Raw genomic sequence first — 16555 nt, 5'->3', positions numbered from 1 at the left:
AACATCTTAATTTTATCAGCCTTTAGTACCATTTATATTTCCGGCTCCAGCTCCCCGCCATATTCAGCCAAAAATCTTTTTTGATATATTTTATAAGCTGGATCAAGAGGCTTCTCCTTGGGGCAATGAATACACCAGCATCTCTGCTGATGGGGCACTACCACCTTGCAGCCCTGCCGCTGCAAATCCTTACACATGCTGATATCATAAAAATGCCAGCCATCAAAAGGCTGCTCCTGCCAAGGAACATCCACCTGAGTAGCAATCATCAGCCCATCTACAGCCTCTACTTCCAGCCAAGGCTCTGGTGGTTCCATACAGGCAGTTTCCACAATACACTCCGGCTCACAGGCATGTAGCACTCTGCCATAGCTGCGCATAGCATCCCACCAGATACCCGAGGCTGGCAGCCGTCTAGCCCCAATAACCCCCAGCGCTCCCACAGAGCTGTCCTGAAAAATCTTCAGCAAGTCAAGAACGAAATTCTGATTCACAATCAAGGCATCCTGATGGACATAAACCTTGTATTTGGCCTGAGTTTGAGCCGCCCCCTGATTATATCCCTGACACATAGAGCTGGCTCCTCTGACAGAAATATATTCAGCTTTCATCCCCTCTGGCAGCTTCAAGGCCTCCAAATATATACGAGCCTCTTTATATAATTCCTCATTATTGACGCAGGTAATAAAGGCAATAGCAGTACCATCTGCCACGGAAATATTTTTCCTCATATCCTCATATTTATATGGCGGTAAAGGCTTCCCTGCCAGCCACGCCTGCAGCTGTACCACCTGCCGAGTTAGCTTGCCATTATCATCCTCCTGACCCAGCATGGCAACAGACAACTCCCGCTCATCAGCATAAAGCCTATATAGTTCCCCCAGCAGTTCCTGCCAGAAATCCTGCTGTAGCTTCTCTTGCCAAGAAGATAGCTGCCATAGCAAATCATTGAGATGAACCACAACCTCCTTAATGAAGCTTGCCAGATAAGCTGGAAAAATCATTTGGCTCTGACACAACTGCCACAGTTCCCCTCTGCTTTCCTCCACCCGAACACCGTATTCCAAGCGCCTCAGCAGCCTTGCCAAATCCCCTCTTATCTCAGGGGTGTACATCCGCTTCAATTCCATAATTTCTGGCATAGATTTAGCTGCCTGCAACAGCCATTTTTCCACTGATAAATCATCCTCAATATCCTCAAAGCCAGCCAGTTCCAGCCCGGCCAAAAGTTTCTCTGGAGGCTTACTGCCCCATTCTGGCAGGAGATTTACATCCTTGAAAAAGGAGGCAGACATAAGGTTTATCATTTCGTTACGGGTAAAAATCCTAGAGCAAAGATGATAAAAATGCCCCTCCATCAGATTTTGCATTACCCGCCAATAGCGAATATTTTTAAAGCTCATAAGAAAATAGCCTGTATCCTTTAGATACAGGCCCAAACCTGTGGCAATATCCTGGGGATTAGCAGCCTGCTCCAAACAGTCCTCACAAATAATATAGTCAAAGGACTTTTTGCCCAAGGGCAATTGCTCTGCTAAATAATTGATAAAGCACCATTTTATATGCAAATCCTCATATATTTGAACATCATCTTCATCAGCTGTAACGCAGTAAATTTCCCCATAGGGATACATTTGCCGCAAATCCTGCAGATATTCCCTGCTTTCAATTACCAAAATTTTATAGGGCAGCTCTCCTGCTGTCAAAAAAGCCAGCAAACCCTTTTTTTCTCTTTCCATTACTGCTCCTCCTCTGGATGCCGCAGCAGCCAGCCAGTAATACTCTGCCAAGCCTGCCACTCCTGCCGGTATTGCATCTCCCCATGCTCCATAGGTACTTCCTGGGGGGATGGTGCCAATTTTTGCCATACATTATCCTTATAGTAGCCTATGCTTTCCTCTGTCATCCAACTATAGGGTGTTACTATATGCTGGATTTTTTCCGTCAAAGGTGGCTTCAAGCTATAGTATTCATGTCCAGCCGGAGCAATCAACTCCATAATGGTAGGCAGGATATTCTGATGCTCCCCCAACACATTGCCTGCAAACATTTCCGGCTTTAACTGAGGATGATGCATGGAGAAAGAGGTCAGAATCCGTTCCCTTAACAGCATATCCTTACGAGGCAAAATCTCCTTGTCAAAAGGAGCCACTGCTGAGGAATGATCCCCTGTCAAAATAAACAAGCTATCCTTGTCCAGCTTTTTCATCCGGGCCACAAAATCCCCCACAGCCTTATCAGCATAGAGTATGCCTGCAAATCGGCGCATATCCATATCCCCAGATTTCAGCTTTCCTAGAGGGAGATCAACCGCATCATTTTCCTCTATGCCATATTTTTCATAGGGAATATTATAAGGGCCGTGGTTGGAGGTAGTATAAATAAAGTGGAACTGAGGCTTATCCCCAGCCTCTGCCTCGATTCTCTTGGCTACTTCCTCCAAATAAATATGGTCATAAACCCCCAGCCAAGTCTGAGGAGCGTCTGGAGGACAAAAATTCGGCCCACCATAGGCATGGGCAAAACCTGCTGCTGGGACAAAATGCACTAGACTCCCCCAATTTAGACTGCCGCCATACCAAAAGCTGGTTTCATAACCCAGCTTTGCCAGCTGACCAGCAATAGTAGTAGGCAGCCAAGCCTGGGAAGCATCCCAAATAATCTTGTTCTCGTTAAGCTCCACATCGCAGTCATAGATGCCCAACAGCAGACTGCCCAAAGCTGTCTGGGAAATCATACCTGCTGGCTGAAAATTATTAATTACCAAACTGCCAGCTTCACTGCGAAGCTTCTTGGTATATTTCACCACATTCAGCATATTGTAGGTTTCATCATAAAGGGTCTGACAATGGCTTTCCTCCAAAATAAAGAAAATATGCTTTGGCCTGTTGATTTTAGCACCCTGAGCGTGGCGCAAAAAGCCTGTCAAAGGATTCTCTTTACCAGAAAATTCCGGCAATACCGCCTGAATATTCCTCTGAGCTGCCTCATCGGATTGGGCCACAAATTCTGGCGCTGGATGCTTCCAAACTATCTTCAAAGCCACCAAATCATCCATAGTAGCCTTGCCTAGGAACACATCGTTTTTTACCTCCTCCGGCACCTCGTCCCATTCCGGCTTCAAGCGATGGCGGAAGGTTCCGCCAAAATTAAACCAGTAGTAAAGAGCAATGGTAAAGAGGAAAATTCCTGTATTTAGAGCATATTGGCCAGCAACACTGCCTAATGTGGGCAAGGCAATAGCAGGCTGTGTCAAAAGCCAATAACCAAGGAAATAAATACCTAGGCTATAAATAGCTCCTCCTGCCAACAGCAGAGCACCATGATTTTGATTAAAGAAAATATCCAGCAAATTCTTTTTGTCTGCATTTTTTCCCAACCACATATTTCTATTGTACACATCATGAAAATGGTAATAAAACAGCATTTTCCCCACAAAGGCACAGTAAAGAATCAGTCCATACAGCACAAAAAGCACCAGCCTTATTTCTCGGCTGATGCCCATATACGCCTCTATAAAGCTGGCTGGCAGGGTAACAGCTGCCAAGGTCAGCAAATAAAATCTGGAATTAATATCCATGCCCCACCAGAAGCCATAGCGGAAGCAGGTAAATAGCTGAGATTTTTTCCACTCCGATATTTTCTTTGGCCCATCCAGATAGATAAAGACAAATCTAAAGATGGCACACAATATAGGTGGCACCACTGCCAAACGCAGATCCATCTGCCAACCTGCAAAAAAAGCCTCAAAGCCTGGTATAGCCATTATTCAATCTTCCCCGCTTCCAATAATTTCATTTTGCCTGCCGCCAACAACAAGCCCATCAACAGCCAATATTCACGCATAATAGAAACCTGCAAAATACTGGATTCCAGCATACCCTCCAAATGAATACCAGCCAATATCCAAATACCAATCATGCCGTATGAAGCTGTATTCACAGAATGGCTAATGGATTTCTCCGCCTGATACAACCGCACCAGCCGATAGAGAATATACCCCTGCAGCAGCAGGAAAGAAAACAATCCCACTGGCCCTGTTTCCAGCAGAATCTTACTAAAACTGCTCTGCTTCCATACCATATCCAGAGATGTTGGCATACTCCAATCTCCCCAGGATACCACCCCATACATAAGCAAGGAAAACACCAGCAAAAATCCTGGCACTGTCTTTTTGGCCAATACCCCTTCATCCTGCCTGCACATAAGATAAAAAATCGGCAAAGCCATTAAAAGATGGGTGGCATAAAAGGCCGATTGATTGCTGGCCCCAGTAGGAGAAAAATCATCCCAGGCAATAAGCTGATAGGCACCCATAGCATCCCCCACAAAAACTGATACAGCAAAGGCCACCAAAATCCAAGCCATACGCCGTCTGGTCTGCAAATAGCCAAGCCCCATAAACAGTGGACTAATGCGATAAACTGTGCCCCAGACCTCCTCCAAACTTTTGGGAACATCTGGTGCCATCAGAGCTGCCACTATCTGCAAAACACAGTAAATGCCCACCATCTTAACCAGTCCCTTATCCATATCCGGCAAACTGCCGGTACAGATACGCTGGGCAATAACCAGAATAGCCCCCAGGACGATACAAACACTGGTGGCTGCTATAGATAAATTGGATGTCAGAGCAAAAAGCATCATGACCAGATACATTAATTCATTCCAAATTCCCAAAATATTCACTCCATGCCAACATAATTCCGGTCTGCCCTGCAGGCAGCAACACTACATCAAAAATTTACTAATCTTCCCAGGTTTCACCATAGGGGGTTTTGTAAATATGACTTTTCTTCCAGTCAATAGCAAAATCCACTACCTGCTCCAGCATGGGACTTCTATGATAAGACAGCTTATCCTGTACAAAGGCTGTACCTGTCATTAATTTCTTGGTTTCATAATTATATACCCTGGCCTGTCTGTACTGATAGGAGCCCTCCAACGTATCAAAATAGGCTCTATAACGATACATAAACCCCCCATGCAGCTTCACCAGATACAAATCCAATTCTACCTCGTGGTCACTAGGCATTTCGATGGAATTTACATCTACATAGTAGCCGGTATTATTTTCACAGTCAACAAAATACCGATCAGCCTTGGCTTCTAAATGCTGCACAATGGTCAAGCTGAGTCCTAAACAGGCAATTACTGCTGTGAAAAATATTTTTTTCCATCTTCTCTTACATAAATCCACTCAGCAGACTTCCTTCCCAGGGTATAAATGTTATATAATGTGTATATAGATTATTTTATAATTTATGTTTTTTATGATTGAGCAGAGGTTACAATACTTTTAACCATTCGCTCAAACTTTACTCTTGGCACCATGACAAAATGTCCACAGCCCTGGCATTTCATGCCAATATCAGCGCCAACTCTGGTTACCTGCCAGATATAGCTGCCACAGGGATGGGACTTCCTCATTTTGACCTGGTCCCCCACGTTGAATTTTAGTGCCATAAAAATCATCCTAACTGATAAAGGAGTTTGTAGTATGAAAGTATCTATTCTGCAAATGCCCATTGATAAGGGCAATATCGAGCATAATCTGGATGCCATGTCCGCCATGCTGGAAAAAACCATGAACAGCAGTAACAGGCCAGATGCTGTGCTTCTGCCGGAGCTTTGGAACACTGGCTTCTATCCTAGTCCCATCAGTGAATTTGCTGACAGCCAGGATAATTGGAAAAACCACATGGGACGCCTTGCTTCAGAATACACCGTCAATATTATTGCCGGTTCTTTAGCAGTAGAAAGAAATGGCCATATTTACAATACCTGCTATGTTTTTGACCGCACAGGCACCAATATAGCCTCCTACGACAAAATCCATCTCTTTACTCCCTCCAAGGAGCACAAGGACTTTACCCCGGGCAACCAAATAACTACCTTTATGCTGGATGGCATAAAATGCGGTGTTATCATCTGCTATGACCTGCGTTTCCCAGAACTGTCCCGCCAGCTTGCCCTGAATGGTGTTTCCGTTCTCTTTGTGGCAGCTGCCTGGCCAGTGGAACGCCTCCAGCACTGGGATACCCTGCTGAGAGCCAGAGCCATTGAAAATCAGTTCTTTGTGGCTGCCGCCAACGGCATTTCCCCTCGTAAGGGAGAATCCCTCCATCTGGGAGGAGGCTCCGCCATTTATGATCCTTGGGGAAGCCTCTTAGCCCAGGGCAGTACAGATAACCTAAAGGGAGAAATCCTTCAGGCCAATCTGCAGCCGGGAGTTATCGCTCAGATTCGCAGTCAGATTAATATCTTTCAGGACAGACGGCCTGATGTTTATACATTAAACCGGAAGTAGGTTACATCTCCGTCCTGCATAATATAGTCCTTGCCTTCCAGCCGCACCTGGCCCTTTTCTCTAGCTGCGGCTGTGGATCCAGCGGCTACCAGATCATCAAAATTCACAATTTCAGCCCGAATAAAGCCACGCTCAATATCGGAATGAATCTTGCCTGCTGCCTTTGGTGCAGTGGTGCCCTTAACAATAGTCCAGGCCCGACACTCATCAGGGCCAGCAGTCAGGAAGGTCATCAAGCCCAACAAATCAAAGGCTGCATGAATCAGCTTCTCCAAACCAGACTGTTCCAAGCCCATTTCCTGCAGGAATTCCTTGGCTTCATCCTCATCCAGCTCGGCAATCTCAGATTCTACCCGGGCAGATATGGAAACCACCTGAGCATTCTCAGAGGCAGCATATTCCCTAACCTTCTGTACATGGGGATTTTCGGCATCAGCCGTAGCAACCTCATCCTCACCTACATTAGCTACATAAAGAGTAGGCTTCATGGTCAGGAAGTTCATTTCCTTAATCATATCCTTCTCATCATCAGACAGCTCTACACTGCGGACAGTTTTGCCCTCATCCAGAGCTGCTTTTATTTTGTCCAAAACAGCCTGTTCTGCCTTAGCCTCCTTAGCACCGGATTTAGCCAGCTTTACCAGCTTCTGCATACGGCGCTCCAATACCTCCATATCAGCCAGACACAGCTCCGTGTTGATAATCTCAATATCACGGATTGGATCTATGGAACCCTCTACATGGGTAATATCTCCATCCTCAAAGCAACGAACAACCTGAGCCACTGCATCTACCTGACGGATATGCTCCAGGAACTTGTTGCCCAGGCCCTCGCCCTTGGAAGCACCCTTTACCAAGCCAGCAATATCCACGAAACGGAAGGCTGCCGGGGTAGTTTTCTTGGAATTGTACATTTCGTGCAGTACCTGCAGACGCTTATCTGGCACATCTACAATACCCACATTAGGCTCAATGGTACAGAAAGGATAATTTGCTGCCTCTGCACCAGCCTTGGTAATAGCGTTAAACAAAGTGCTCTTGCCTACATTTGGCAAACCAACGATTCCTACTTCTAAATTACTCAAAATATATTTCCACCTTTATCATTTATTTTCTATAGCCCTTGGGGTTGTGCTTCTGCCAATTCCAGCTATCACGGCACATATCTGCCAGCGTTTTTTTGGCCTCCCAGCCCAGCACAGCCTTGGCCTTGGAAGCATCTGCATAGCAGATAGGCAAATCCCCAGCCCGACGAGGCCCTATGGTATATTTAACTGGTACCTGATTAACTTCCTGGAAGGTATTGACAATATCCAGAACACTATATGGCTTGCCAGTGCCCAGATTAAACACATCTATCCCCTGATGGTTTTCGGAAAACTCCACAGCCTTCAAATGGCCCTCTGCCAAATCTACCACATGAATATAATCCCGCAGGCAGGTACCATCTGGTGTATCATAGTCATTACCAAAAATCGTCAGCTCCTGCCGCTGGCCAATAGCCACCTGGGAAACATAAGGCATCAGATTATTAGGAATCCCCTGAGGATCCTCACCAATGCGACCGGATTCATGGGCGCCAATAGGATTAAAATACCGCAGTAAAACTACACCTAGGCGGGGATAAGCCACCACTGCATCTGCTAGAATCTGCTCCATCATGGATTTGGTCCAGCCATAAGGATTTGTGCAAAGCCCCTTGGGCATATCCTCCTTATAAGGAGATGGATTCTGAGCCCCATAAACTGTAGCTGAGGAGGAGAAAATAAATTTATCCACCCCTACAGCTTCCATAGCCTCCAAAAGCGATAGAGTCGTATTGATATTATTCCGATAGTACCGCAATGGCTGCTGTACAGACTCACCTACAGCCTTCAGGCCAGCAAAATGAATTACGGTATCAGGCTTTTCAGCCCGCATAATTCTTTCCATAGCCTGCTCATCCTGCACATCAGCCTCATAGAGAGCAACCTTCTTGCCTGTCAGCTCCTCCACTCTGGCTACTGCCTCTGGACAGCTATTGGCGTAATCGTCAACAATTACTACTTCATAGCCATTATTCAGCAATTCAACAGCGGTATGGGTGCCAATGTACCCGGCACCACCTGCTAAAAAGATTTTCATAGTCGAATCACTCCTTCATGAGTTCTTCTAAATAGGATCTAAAAGGGCCGCCTAAATCCGGCCGCCGCAGGGCAAATTCCACTGTGGCCTTCAAAAAGCCCAGCTTATCTCCCACATCATAGCGCTTGCCCTCAAAGCAATATGCCCAAACCGGCTCTACCAGTGCCAGCTGCTTCAAGGCATCCGTCAGCTGTACCTCTCCCCCCTTGCCAGGAGCAGTATGCTCCAGCAGTTCAAAGATAGTTGGGGAAATAATATAACGGCCTAAAACAGCAATATTGCTAGGAGCTTCGCTTAGCTCCGGCTTTTCAATCATGTCTGAAACCTTCAACAGCTTGGAGCCAGCAATTTCCTTGCCAGCCACAATGCCATAGGAAGACACCTTCTCCGGCACCACCTGCTGACAGCCCAATACAGAGCCGCCATAGGCATCATAGATATCTATAAGCTGCCGCAGGGCAGGCTGCTGTCCCTTGGTGGCATCAGCATAAACCACATCATCACCTAAAAGCACTGCAAAAGGCTCCCCAGCCATAAAGGACTTGGCACAGAGAATGGCATCACCTAAGCCCCGCATTTTTTTCTGCCGGATATAATGGACATTAATATCTGCTGTTTCCCGTACAATTGCCAGCAAATCATCCTTGCCCTTTTCCTCCAGCTCCCGTTCCAAAACAGGGGCAGAATCAAAATGATCCTCAATGGCTCTCTTGGCGTGACCGCTGATAATCAGAATTTCTTCTATACCACTGGCCAGAGCCTCCTCCACAATATACTGAATGGTAGGCTTATCCACGATGGGCAGCATTTCCTTAGGCGTTGCCTTGGTAACCGGCAGAAATCTGGTACCAAAGCCAGCAGCCGGAATAACTGCCTTTTTAATCCTTGCCATAAAATCACACCCCTAAATAAGATATTCTACACCATTATACCACAAACGAAAAAAATAAAAAACAAAAACGGGACACTGTCTAACAGCATCCCGTAATTTGATTACATTATTACCTTGCCTGAGTAATTAGCAGGTATGGCACTTTTCATAGAGGCCCTTCTCCTTCAGAAGCTTAACCATAGTCTCACCAATCTGAGCTACATTCTCAGCTACTGGAATACCAACAGCATTGAGAGCCTTAATCTTGTCAGCAGCAGTACCCTTGCCGCCAGCAATAATAGCACCAGCATGGCCCATGCGCTTGCCTGGAGGCGCCTGAACACCAGCAATGAAGCCTACAACTGGCTTATTAGGCATATTCTCAGCAATCCACTTCGCAGCATCTTCCTCAGCAGTACCACCAATCTCACCAATCATGATGAGAGCCAGAGTATCATCATCATCCTTGAAGAGCTTCAAGGCATCAATGAAGTCAGTACCCTTAACAGGATCACCACCGATACCAACAGCAGTGGTCTGGCCCAAACCAGCCTGAGACAACTGGAAGGAAGCCTCATAGGTCAAGGTACCAGAGCGGGAAATTACACCTACATGACCTTTCTTGTAGATATAGCCTGGGATAATACCCAGCTTAGCCTCCCCAACGGTGAGAATGCCTGGGCAATTTGGTCCGATAAGACGGGTTTTCTTACCCTCCATATAAGCACGAACCTTAATCATATCCTGAACAGGTACATGCTCGGTAATGCAGACAACCAGATCCAAGCCTGCCTCTACACCTTCCATAATGGAGTCAGCAGCAAAGCGAGGTGGTACGAATACTACAGAAGCAGTAGCACCAGTAGCCTCAACAGCATCCTGAACAGTGTTGAATACAGGAACACCCTCTACCACCTGACCAGCCTTGCCTGGAGTAACACCTGCTACGATCTTGGTGCCATATTCCAGCATCTGCTTAGTATGGAACATTGCGGTTTTACCAGTAATGCCCTGTACAATAACCTTTGTATCTTTATCTAAAATAATACTCATCTTAGAAATCCTCCTTTTCCTTAAGCGTTCTTCTCAGCCTCTTTAACCAGGTTTACAATCTGCTCTGCGCCACCCTCCATAGTTGGAGCCATGATAACGTTCTTTACAGGCTTGTCGGTGAGAATCTTGCGGCCCAACTCTACATTGGTACCCTCAAGACGAACTACTACAGGAACAGGAATACCGTCAGTACCGGTCTTTTCAGCAATAATCTGAGCTGCCTTCTGAATACCCTCAGCAATAACATCGCAACGGTTGATGCCGCCAAAGATGTTTACGAAGATACCCTTGGACTGACCACCATCCAGCATAATCTCAAATGCAGTAGCAATCTTCTCAGGAGTGGAACTGCCGCCTACATCCAGGAAGTTTGCAGGATCGCCACCATAATACTTCAGAATATCAACAGTAGCCATAGCCAAACCAGCACCATTTACCATGCAGGCAACGTCACCGCCCAGGTTTACATAGTTAAGCCCCTCTTCAGCTGCCCACAGCTCCTTTGGATCTTCCTCAGTCTTATCCCGCAGCTCCACAATATCAGGATGACGGAACAAACCGCTATCATCAAAGTTCAGCTTAGCATCCAAGCAAATTACATCGTCCTCAGCAGTAACAACCAATGGGTTAATCTCAACCTGGCTGCAGTCCTTGCCAATGAAAGCGTTGTACAGCTTCTGCATGGTAGCAGCAGCCTTGCGAACAACCTCTGGCTTAAAGTTCATCTTGTAAGCCATACGGGTAGCCTGGAATGGCAGCAGGCCAACAGAAATATCAATGTATTCCTTGATAATCTTCTCAGGATGCTCAGCAGCAACCTTCTCGATTTCCATACCGCCCTCTTCGGAACCAATCATAACGATCTTGGCAGTATTACGGTCATTTACAAAACTCAGATAATATTCCTTAGCAATATTGGAGCCTTCCTCAATGAGAAGACGGTTTACCTTCTTGCCCTCAGGACCAGTCTGATGAGTAACCAGAACCTTGCCTAAAAGTTCGGTTGCATATTCCTTAACCTCATCAAGAGTCTTAGCAATCTTTACACCGCCAGCCTTACCGCGGCCGCCTGCGTGAATCTGTGCCTTAACAACAGTTACTTTGGCATTAAGCTCCTTGGCAGCCTCTACAGCTTCCTCAACAGTAAAAGCTGGCTTACCGTTTGGAACATTAACCCCGAAGGATCTCAGTACCTGCTTACTCTGATACTCATGAATATTCATTCAATCTGCCCCCCTAATTTTGTATACATTATGTCTATGTACATATTTTATCGCTTTTTCTTCTTTCTGTCTATAGACCTTTTATATTTGTACAATTGTGTATTTTTTACTCAACATTTTTACAGATTTTCAATTTGGTTAATAATTTTGATGTTTTCCCATTCGTTCTAAAGCTTTTCACAAATTTTGCCCCTTTAGTCAAAATATTTGCCGTCAAGCAGGATATAAGGAATTTTTGTAGAATTTATTCATAATGGACGAAACAAGAGGAAGTGATTTGTATTGGAAAAGAAACAAACCATGCTGATTGTAGATGACAAGGAAATAAATCGTGCCATTCTAGCCAGCTATTTTCGAGATGAATTTAATATTCTCCAAGCCAAGGATGGACAGGAAACATTTGATTATGTTTATAGCCAGCCTGTCGACATAATTATGCTGGATCTTGTCATGCCCAAAATGAGCGGAATGGAAGTATTGGACAAGTTAAAAACCAATCCCCGCTATAGCGATATTCCCGTAATAGTTACCACATCAGTCAACGACACCGCCAGCGAAGCCTTTTCCATGGAAGGAGGAGCTGCCGACTATATTACCAAGCCTTACAATCCCATTATCGTGCGCTGCCGAGTCTTTAATGTGCTGGGCCGGAAGGAGAATGAACAGCTTAAGCTGCACCAAAGTGTACAGGAACGCCGCATTAGCGAAATGCAGCAAATTATTGATATTGATCAGCTAACAGGCCTGCTTACCCAGAACACCTTTCTCCAGCAGCTGCCCTCTATTATCAATAATGACAGTCATACCAGATACTATGTAATCTATCTGGACATATCCTGCTTCAAGCTGATTAACGAGCTGTTTAATATGGAAACGGGAGATATTATTCTCAAAACCGCTGCCTCCTATTTCAACACCATTATTGGCAAGCGGGGTATTGCCACCCACCTTTCCGCCGATGCCTTTGCCTTGCTGCTGCCAGAAGATTTGGTAGATATGGATTTGTTGATTCAAGGACTGGATGCCATGATGCATTCCCTATCCATTTATCGCAGTATCACCTTTTATGCCGGAGTATATCCCATTGACAATATTTACCTCTCCCCAGAGCAGATGCTGGATCGGGCTCATTTAGCCATGACCTCCGCTCGAAAGTTCCAGACCAAGCGTTATATGATTTATGATGATGCCCTGAGAACCAAGCTAAGGGAGGAAAGGCTTATTGCCAAGGAAATGGAGCCTGCCCTAAAGGAAGGACAATTTTTCGTAAAATTTCAGCCAATTTATCAATTGGTAGGAGATATTGACCATGCCATGCCTATTGCCGGAGAAGCTTTGCTTCGCTGGCAGCATCCCCAGCAGGGCACCATAAACCCCAAGAAGTTTATTCCCATTTTTGAAAAAAATGGCTTTATCAGCCGTATTGACCGGTATGCCTGGGAGCAGGCCTGCCATTTTCTCAGCCGCCAAAGGGATTGGGGCCTGCCTATTTATCCTGTTTCCATTAATATTTCCCATATTAATTTTTATGATAACTCCTTTGTGGATTATTTACTGCGGCTGCTGCGGAAATATGATTTAAAGCCTTGGATGCTGTGGCTGGAACTGACAGAAAAATCCTACAGCAATGCACCAGAGCAGTTTTTCAAAATTCTCCGCCGGGTTAAAAGCTGCGGCTTTCAGATAATTATGGATGCCTTTGGCAGCAATTTCAGCTCTATAAGACTGCTGCAGAATCTTGCCGTAGATATGATAAAAATAGATTTGCACAGCTTCTACACTCAGCCAGACAATCCTCGAGTGGATATTATTCTCAGCACCATTATTGAGCTGACCAACAAGCTGGATGTCAAGGTGATTATTGAAAGCGTGGAAACCAAGGAACTGGCTGAAAAAATGTTCAAAATGGGATGCTATAATATGCAGGGCTTCTATTATTCCCGACCACTTACCTCTGATGATTATATTGAATTTTTATCTCATCATATCTAAATTCGTACAACCAATGTTGTATAACAAATTTTCTTTCCTATACGTCAAAAATTTATCTGCAAAGCAAAAATGTCCTTTGATTGTGCTTATCCCTAGCACTCTCAAAGGACATTTTTTAGTTAAAGGTTAAAGATTAAAACTTGAATTTCTGAAGGTTTTCCTGTACATCCTGAGCCTGTCTAGCCAGAGAATCACTAGCAGAAGCTATCTCCTGAGCCGAAGCTGATTGCTCCTCCGTAGCAGCAGAAATAGACTGCATATTATCTGCCACCTTGGCAGCTCCAGTATCAATCTGCTCCATATGATTAGTTATCTCACTGCTCTGATCTGCCACATGCTGAATGGAATCAGACATACTTTCAATCTTGCCAGCCACATCAATAACCAGGCCATTTATCTCCTCAAACACTTGCCGCAGTCCCTCTACAGACTCTGCTCCCTGTACCACAGCCTGACGATCGGAATCCATAGAGGCAACAGCCTTGGAGGTATCATCTTGAATTCTGCCAATCAAATCCGCAATCTGCTGAGCTGCTGTAGCAGACTGTTCTGCCAGTTTGCGAACCTCCTCGGCAACTACCGCAAAGCCACGTCCCTGTTCACCAGCTCTGGCTGCCTCAATAGCCGCATTAAGAGCCAGCAAATTGGTCTGCCCTGCCAAATCAGAAATTGTATCTACGATAGCACCGATTTCCTGAGAACGAGCTCCCAATTCATCTACCAGCCGGGCAGTGGTTCTTACCTTTTCCTCTACACTGTGAATCTGATTAACGGATTTTTCTACCACCAGATTACCAGCCTCAGCCTTCTTGGCAGCCTGATCTGCTTCCTGAGATATTTCCTCAGTTTCCTGACTAATGGATTTGACGGACTGGCTAATAGAAGCCACACTGTCTGCACCATTGGTTACCGCGGTCTGCTGCTGAACTACCACAGAGGCCGCATCAGCCACAGACTGAGCTACAGAGGTAGCTGCATTGGCAGATTCCATAGAGCTGGAATTTAACTGCTGAGAGGCTGCTGCCATCTGCTCTGTGGTCTTAGAAACTTCCTTCAGCAAATCACCGATTTTCAGAGTCATATCATACAATGCTCTATGTACATCCCCCAGCTCATCCTTCCGCTGAGATGGCTCGGTGCGGACAATAAAATTACCACTGCTAAGCTTGTCACAAACATGCACCATGATGTTCAAAGCATCTCTGATGGAATTTATCAGCTTGTAGGAGAAGGCCAATAGCAAAAGCACACACACTATTGTAGTAATCAGCATCACCATCATAGAGCTGCGGCCTGATTCAATGGCAGCCTCATTAGCGGCCTTGGCTTTTTCCTTGGTAATATTAGTCATGCTGTTCAAGGAATCCCTTAGCTTAACAGTATCATCCTTGCCTTTTCTGTTATATTCATCGATACCAGCCTGAGTACCTCCCTGCTGAACAGCTGTCATAACAGCCGGCATGGATTTTTTGAAGCTGTCCCAATAGCCCAGCATTTCATCCAAGCCATCAGCTGAACCATCCATCTTGGCCAAGGTAGCATATTCCTGCAATATGGCCTCCATTTCGGAAATATCCTTCTGCTGAGCCTTGCTCAGCTCTGTCAGACGGGTTGGATCTGCTATTACCTGCATGGACCGTACCTGGATTGTACGCATCTTGCTTTCAGCATTTCCCAACAGCTCTACAGATTTTATTTCCACATCATACATCTGTTGCATTTGCTTGTGCCCATCATTAATCGACACAGCACCTCTAATGCCAATAATAGCCATACCTACTACAGCAATGACTACCATAATCAAAATTTTAACATTTACCTTGATATTGTCCATTACATACCACCCCTTAACTTACCATAATCATCGCATCCCATATCCAAAAAGCCCGCCATCCTCAAAAAGAATGACAGACTTTCCAAGAAATTCACATCACTATATGGCAATACCCCTACTGATATACAATTAGGTTGACTGAAAATTAAGCCAATACTCTGGAGAGACGGATAAATTCAGGATCCAGAGTCTTGGTATTACGAGCAGCATCCTCCAAAGGAATCTCTACTACTGTACCAGTATCCAGACCATACATAATATCAGTCTTACCATTAATCAGGCCCAATACAGCCTTCTCACCCAGCAGGCTTGCATTGATACGATCCTGAACTGTAGGAGAACCACCACGCTGAATGTGGCCCAGTACAGTTACACGGGTATCAATCTGGGTTTTCTCCCCTACCTGCTTGCCTAATTCTACAGCAGAGCCAGCACCCTCAGATACAACGATAATGCTGTAACGCTTGCCTGCCTCATAGGCCTGGCGAATCTCAGTGCACATACGATCCAGATTGTACTTAGCCTCTGGTACCAGTACATACTCAGCGCCACCAGCAATACCGGTTTCCATAGCCAGCCAGCCAGAAGTCTTGCCCATTACCTCAAGAAGGATAATACGGCGATGAGCGCAGGCTGTATCACGCAGCTTGTTAATAGCATCTACAACAGTGTTAGCAGCAGTATCAGAGCCAATGGTATAGTCAGTACCCCATACATCATTTTCAATAGTACCAGGAATACCGATTACATTCATGCCCAGCTTCCCCAGCTCCATAGCGCCAGCCTGAGAACCAGCACCACCAATAACGATTACACCCTCAATACCACGCTTCTGCAGATTCTCCAAAGCGATTTTGCGGTTTTCCTCTTCCAGGAACTCAGGGCAGCGGCCTGTACCTAATACAGTACCACCGCGCTGAATAATATCACCTACACTGCGGGTGTTCAGCTCTTCTATCTGATCCTTCAGCAGACCCTTAAAACCATTTCTTACCCCCCAGATACGTACACCGTCATGTCTGGCAGTACGCACTACGGCACGGATGGCAGCGTTCAAACCAGGGCAGTCATTTCCACTTGTCAAAATTGCAATATTACTTAACATTGTAAATACCTCCACATTATGATTTCTGTAATATGAGCAAAGC

14 protein-coding genes are annotated in these 16555 nt (G+C 45.5%); 2 read left to right on the top strand and 12 right to left on the bottom strand.

Annotated elements, in window-relative coordinates; genetic code table 11:
• Positions 1-32: 32 nt before the first annotated feature.
• From I6E26_RS11320 to I6E26_RS05970, 5 genes are all read right to left on the bottom strand, one after another.
• A complete protein-coding gene (locus tag I6E26_RS11320; protein WP_328228017.1) occupies positions 33-1739 on the bottom strand; it encodes a glycosyltransferase family protein in 1707 nt (568 codons plus the stop codon).
• Positions 1739-3766, bottom strand: coding sequence for an LTA synthase family protein (locus I6E26_RS05985; protein WP_235320940.1), 2028 nt, complete (start codon positions 3764-3766; stop codon positions 1739-1741). The genes I6E26_RS11320 and I6E26_RS05985 overlap by 1 nt, the downstream gene beginning before the upstream one ends.
• Entirely contained in the window at positions 3766-4680 is a 915-nt protein-coding gene (locus I6E26_RS05980) for a hypothetical protein (protein ID WP_235320939.1), read from the bottom strand. The genes I6E26_RS05985 and I6E26_RS05980 overlap by 1 nt, the downstream gene beginning before the upstream one ends.
• A gap of 67 nt (positions 4681-4747) precedes the next feature.
• Complete coding sequence (locus I6E26_RS05975) at positions 4748-5200, bottom strand: hypothetical protein (protein WP_235320938.1); 453 nt, start codon at positions 5198-5200, stop codon at positions 4748-4750.
• Between the two features lie 71 nt (positions 5201-5271).
• Positions 5272-5466, bottom strand: coding sequence for a DUF951 domain-containing protein (locus I6E26_RS05970; protein WP_235320937.1), 195 nt, complete (start codon positions 5464-5466; stop codon positions 5272-5274).
• A gap of 34 nt (positions 5467-5500) precedes the next feature.
• On the opposite strand from I6E26_RS05970, the gene I6E26_RS05965 reads away from it, so the two are divergent.
• Positions 5501-6310 carry a carbon-nitrogen family hydrolase gene (locus I6E26_RS05965; RefSeq protein ID WP_235320936.1) on the top strand — a complete coding sequence of 270 codons (810 nt, stop codon included), beginning with the start codon at positions 5501-5503 and terminating at the stop codon, positions 6308-6310.
• Here the strand turns inward: I6E26_RS05965 and ychF are convergent.
• From ychF to sucC, 5 genes are all read right to left on the bottom strand, one after another.
• Positions 6289-7395 carry a redox-regulated ATPase YchF gene (ychF, locus tag I6E26_RS05960; RefSeq protein ID WP_235320935.1) on the bottom strand — a complete coding sequence of 369 codons (1107 nt, stop codon included), beginning with the start codon at positions 7393-7395 and terminating at the stop codon, positions 6289-6291. The genes I6E26_RS05965 and ychF overlap by 22 nt on opposite strands.
• A gap of 22 nt (positions 7396-7417) precedes the next feature.
• Entirely contained in the window at positions 7418-8434 is a 1017-nt protein-coding gene (gene galE / locus I6E26_RS05955) for a UDP-glucose 4-epimerase GalE (protein ID WP_235320934.1), read from the bottom strand.
• Between the two features lie 7 nt (positions 8435-8441).
• On the bottom strand, positions 8442-9326 hold the full coding sequence (gene galU / locus I6E26_RS05950) for a UTP--glucose-1-phosphate uridylyltransferase GalU (RefSeq protein ID WP_235320933.1): 885 nt from the start codon (positions 9324-9326) through the stop codon (positions 8442-8444).
• A gap of 126 nt (positions 9327-9452) precedes the next feature.
• On the bottom strand, positions 9453-10358 hold the full coding sequence (gene sucD / locus I6E26_RS05945) for a succinate--CoA ligase subunit alpha (protein WP_235320932.1): 906 nt from the start codon (positions 10356-10358) through the stop codon (positions 9453-9455).
• Between the two features lie 20 nt (positions 10359-10378).
• Positions 10379-11581 (bottom strand): ADP-forming succinate--CoA ligase subunit beta, encoded by a 1203-nt coding sequence (gene sucC, locus I6E26_RS05940; protein WP_235320931.1) that lies wholly within the window; start codon positions 11579-11581, stop codon positions 10379-10381.
• 282 nt (positions 11582-11863) lie between these two features.
• Here sucC and I6E26_RS05935 point away from each other — a divergent pair, with 282 nt between their 5' ends.
• A complete protein-coding gene (locus I6E26_RS05935; RefSeq protein ID WP_235320930.1) occupies positions 11864-13573 on the top strand; it encodes a two-component system response regulator in 1710 nt (569 codons plus the stop codon).
• 133 nt (positions 13574-13706) lie between these two features.
• Here I6E26_RS05935 and I6E26_RS05930 read toward each other — a convergent pair whose 3' ends face one another.
• Together I6E26_RS05930 and pfkA are read right to left on the bottom strand one after the other, a co-directional pair.
• Positions 13707-15407, bottom strand: a complete 1701-nt coding sequence (locus I6E26_RS05930) for a methyl-accepting chemotaxis protein (RefSeq protein ID WP_235320929.1) — start codon at positions 15405-15407, stop codon at positions 13707-13709.
• 145 nt (positions 15408-15552) lie between these two features.
• A complete protein-coding gene (gene pfkA, locus I6E26_RS05925; protein WP_235320928.1) occupies positions 15553-16512 on the bottom strand; it encodes a 6-phosphofructokinase in 960 nt (319 codons plus the stop codon).
• Between the last annotated feature and the right edge of the window lie 43 nt (positions 16513-16555).

Origin of the sequence: Anaerovibrio lipolyticus, from assembly GCF_021531495.1 — a bacterium.
Taxonomy (GTDB): domain Bacteria; phylum Bacillota; class Negativicutes; order Selenomonadales; family Selenomonadaceae; genus Anaerovibrio.
Note: the sequence above shows the minus strand (reverse complement) of the source record. Positions and strands in the feature narration are given on the sequence as shown.

What these genes read in the sequence shown, in the direction of transcription:
- sucC (WP_235320931.1), bottom strand. Translation starts at nt 11,581, where the DNA reads ATGAATATTCATGAGTATCAGAGTAAGCAGGTACTGAGATCCTTCGGG.
- I6E26_RS05965 (WP_235320936.1), top strand. Translation starts at nt 5,501, where the DNA reads ATGAAAGTATCTATTCTGCAAATGCCCATTGATAAGGGCAATATCGAG.
- galU (WP_235320933.1), bottom strand. Translation starts at nt 9,326, where the DNA reads ATGGCAAGGATTAAAAAGGCAGTTATTCCGGCTGCTGGCTTTGGTACC.
- I6E26_RS05930 (WP_235320929.1), bottom strand. Translation starts at nt 15,407, where the DNA reads ATGGACAATATCAAGGTAAATGTTAAAATTTTGATTATGGTAGTCATT.
- I6E26_RS05970 (WP_235320937.1), bottom strand. Translation starts at nt 5,466, where the DNA reads ATGGCACTAAAATTCAACGTGGGGGACCAGGTCAAAATGAGGAAGTCC.
- pfkA (WP_235320928.1), bottom strand. Translation starts at nt 16,512, where the DNA reads ATGTTAAGTAATATTGCAATTTTGACAAGTGGAAATGACTGCCCTGGT.
- I6E26_RS11320 (WP_328228017.1), bottom strand. Translation starts at nt 1,739, where the DNA reads ATGGAAAGAGAAAAAAAGGGTTTGCTGGCTTTTTTGACAGCAGGAGAG.
- I6E26_RS05985 (WP_235320940.1), bottom strand. Translation starts at nt 3,766, where the DNA reads ATGGCTATACCAGGCTTTGAGGCTTTTTTTGCAGGTTGGCAGATGGAT.
- galE (WP_235320934.1), bottom strand. Translation starts at nt 8,434, where the DNA reads ATGAAAATCTTTTTAGCAGGTGGTGCCGGGTACATTGGCACCCATACC.
- sucD (WP_235320932.1), bottom strand. Translation starts at nt 10,358, where the DNA reads ATGAGTATTATTTTAGATAAAGATACAAAGGTTATTGTACAGGGCATT.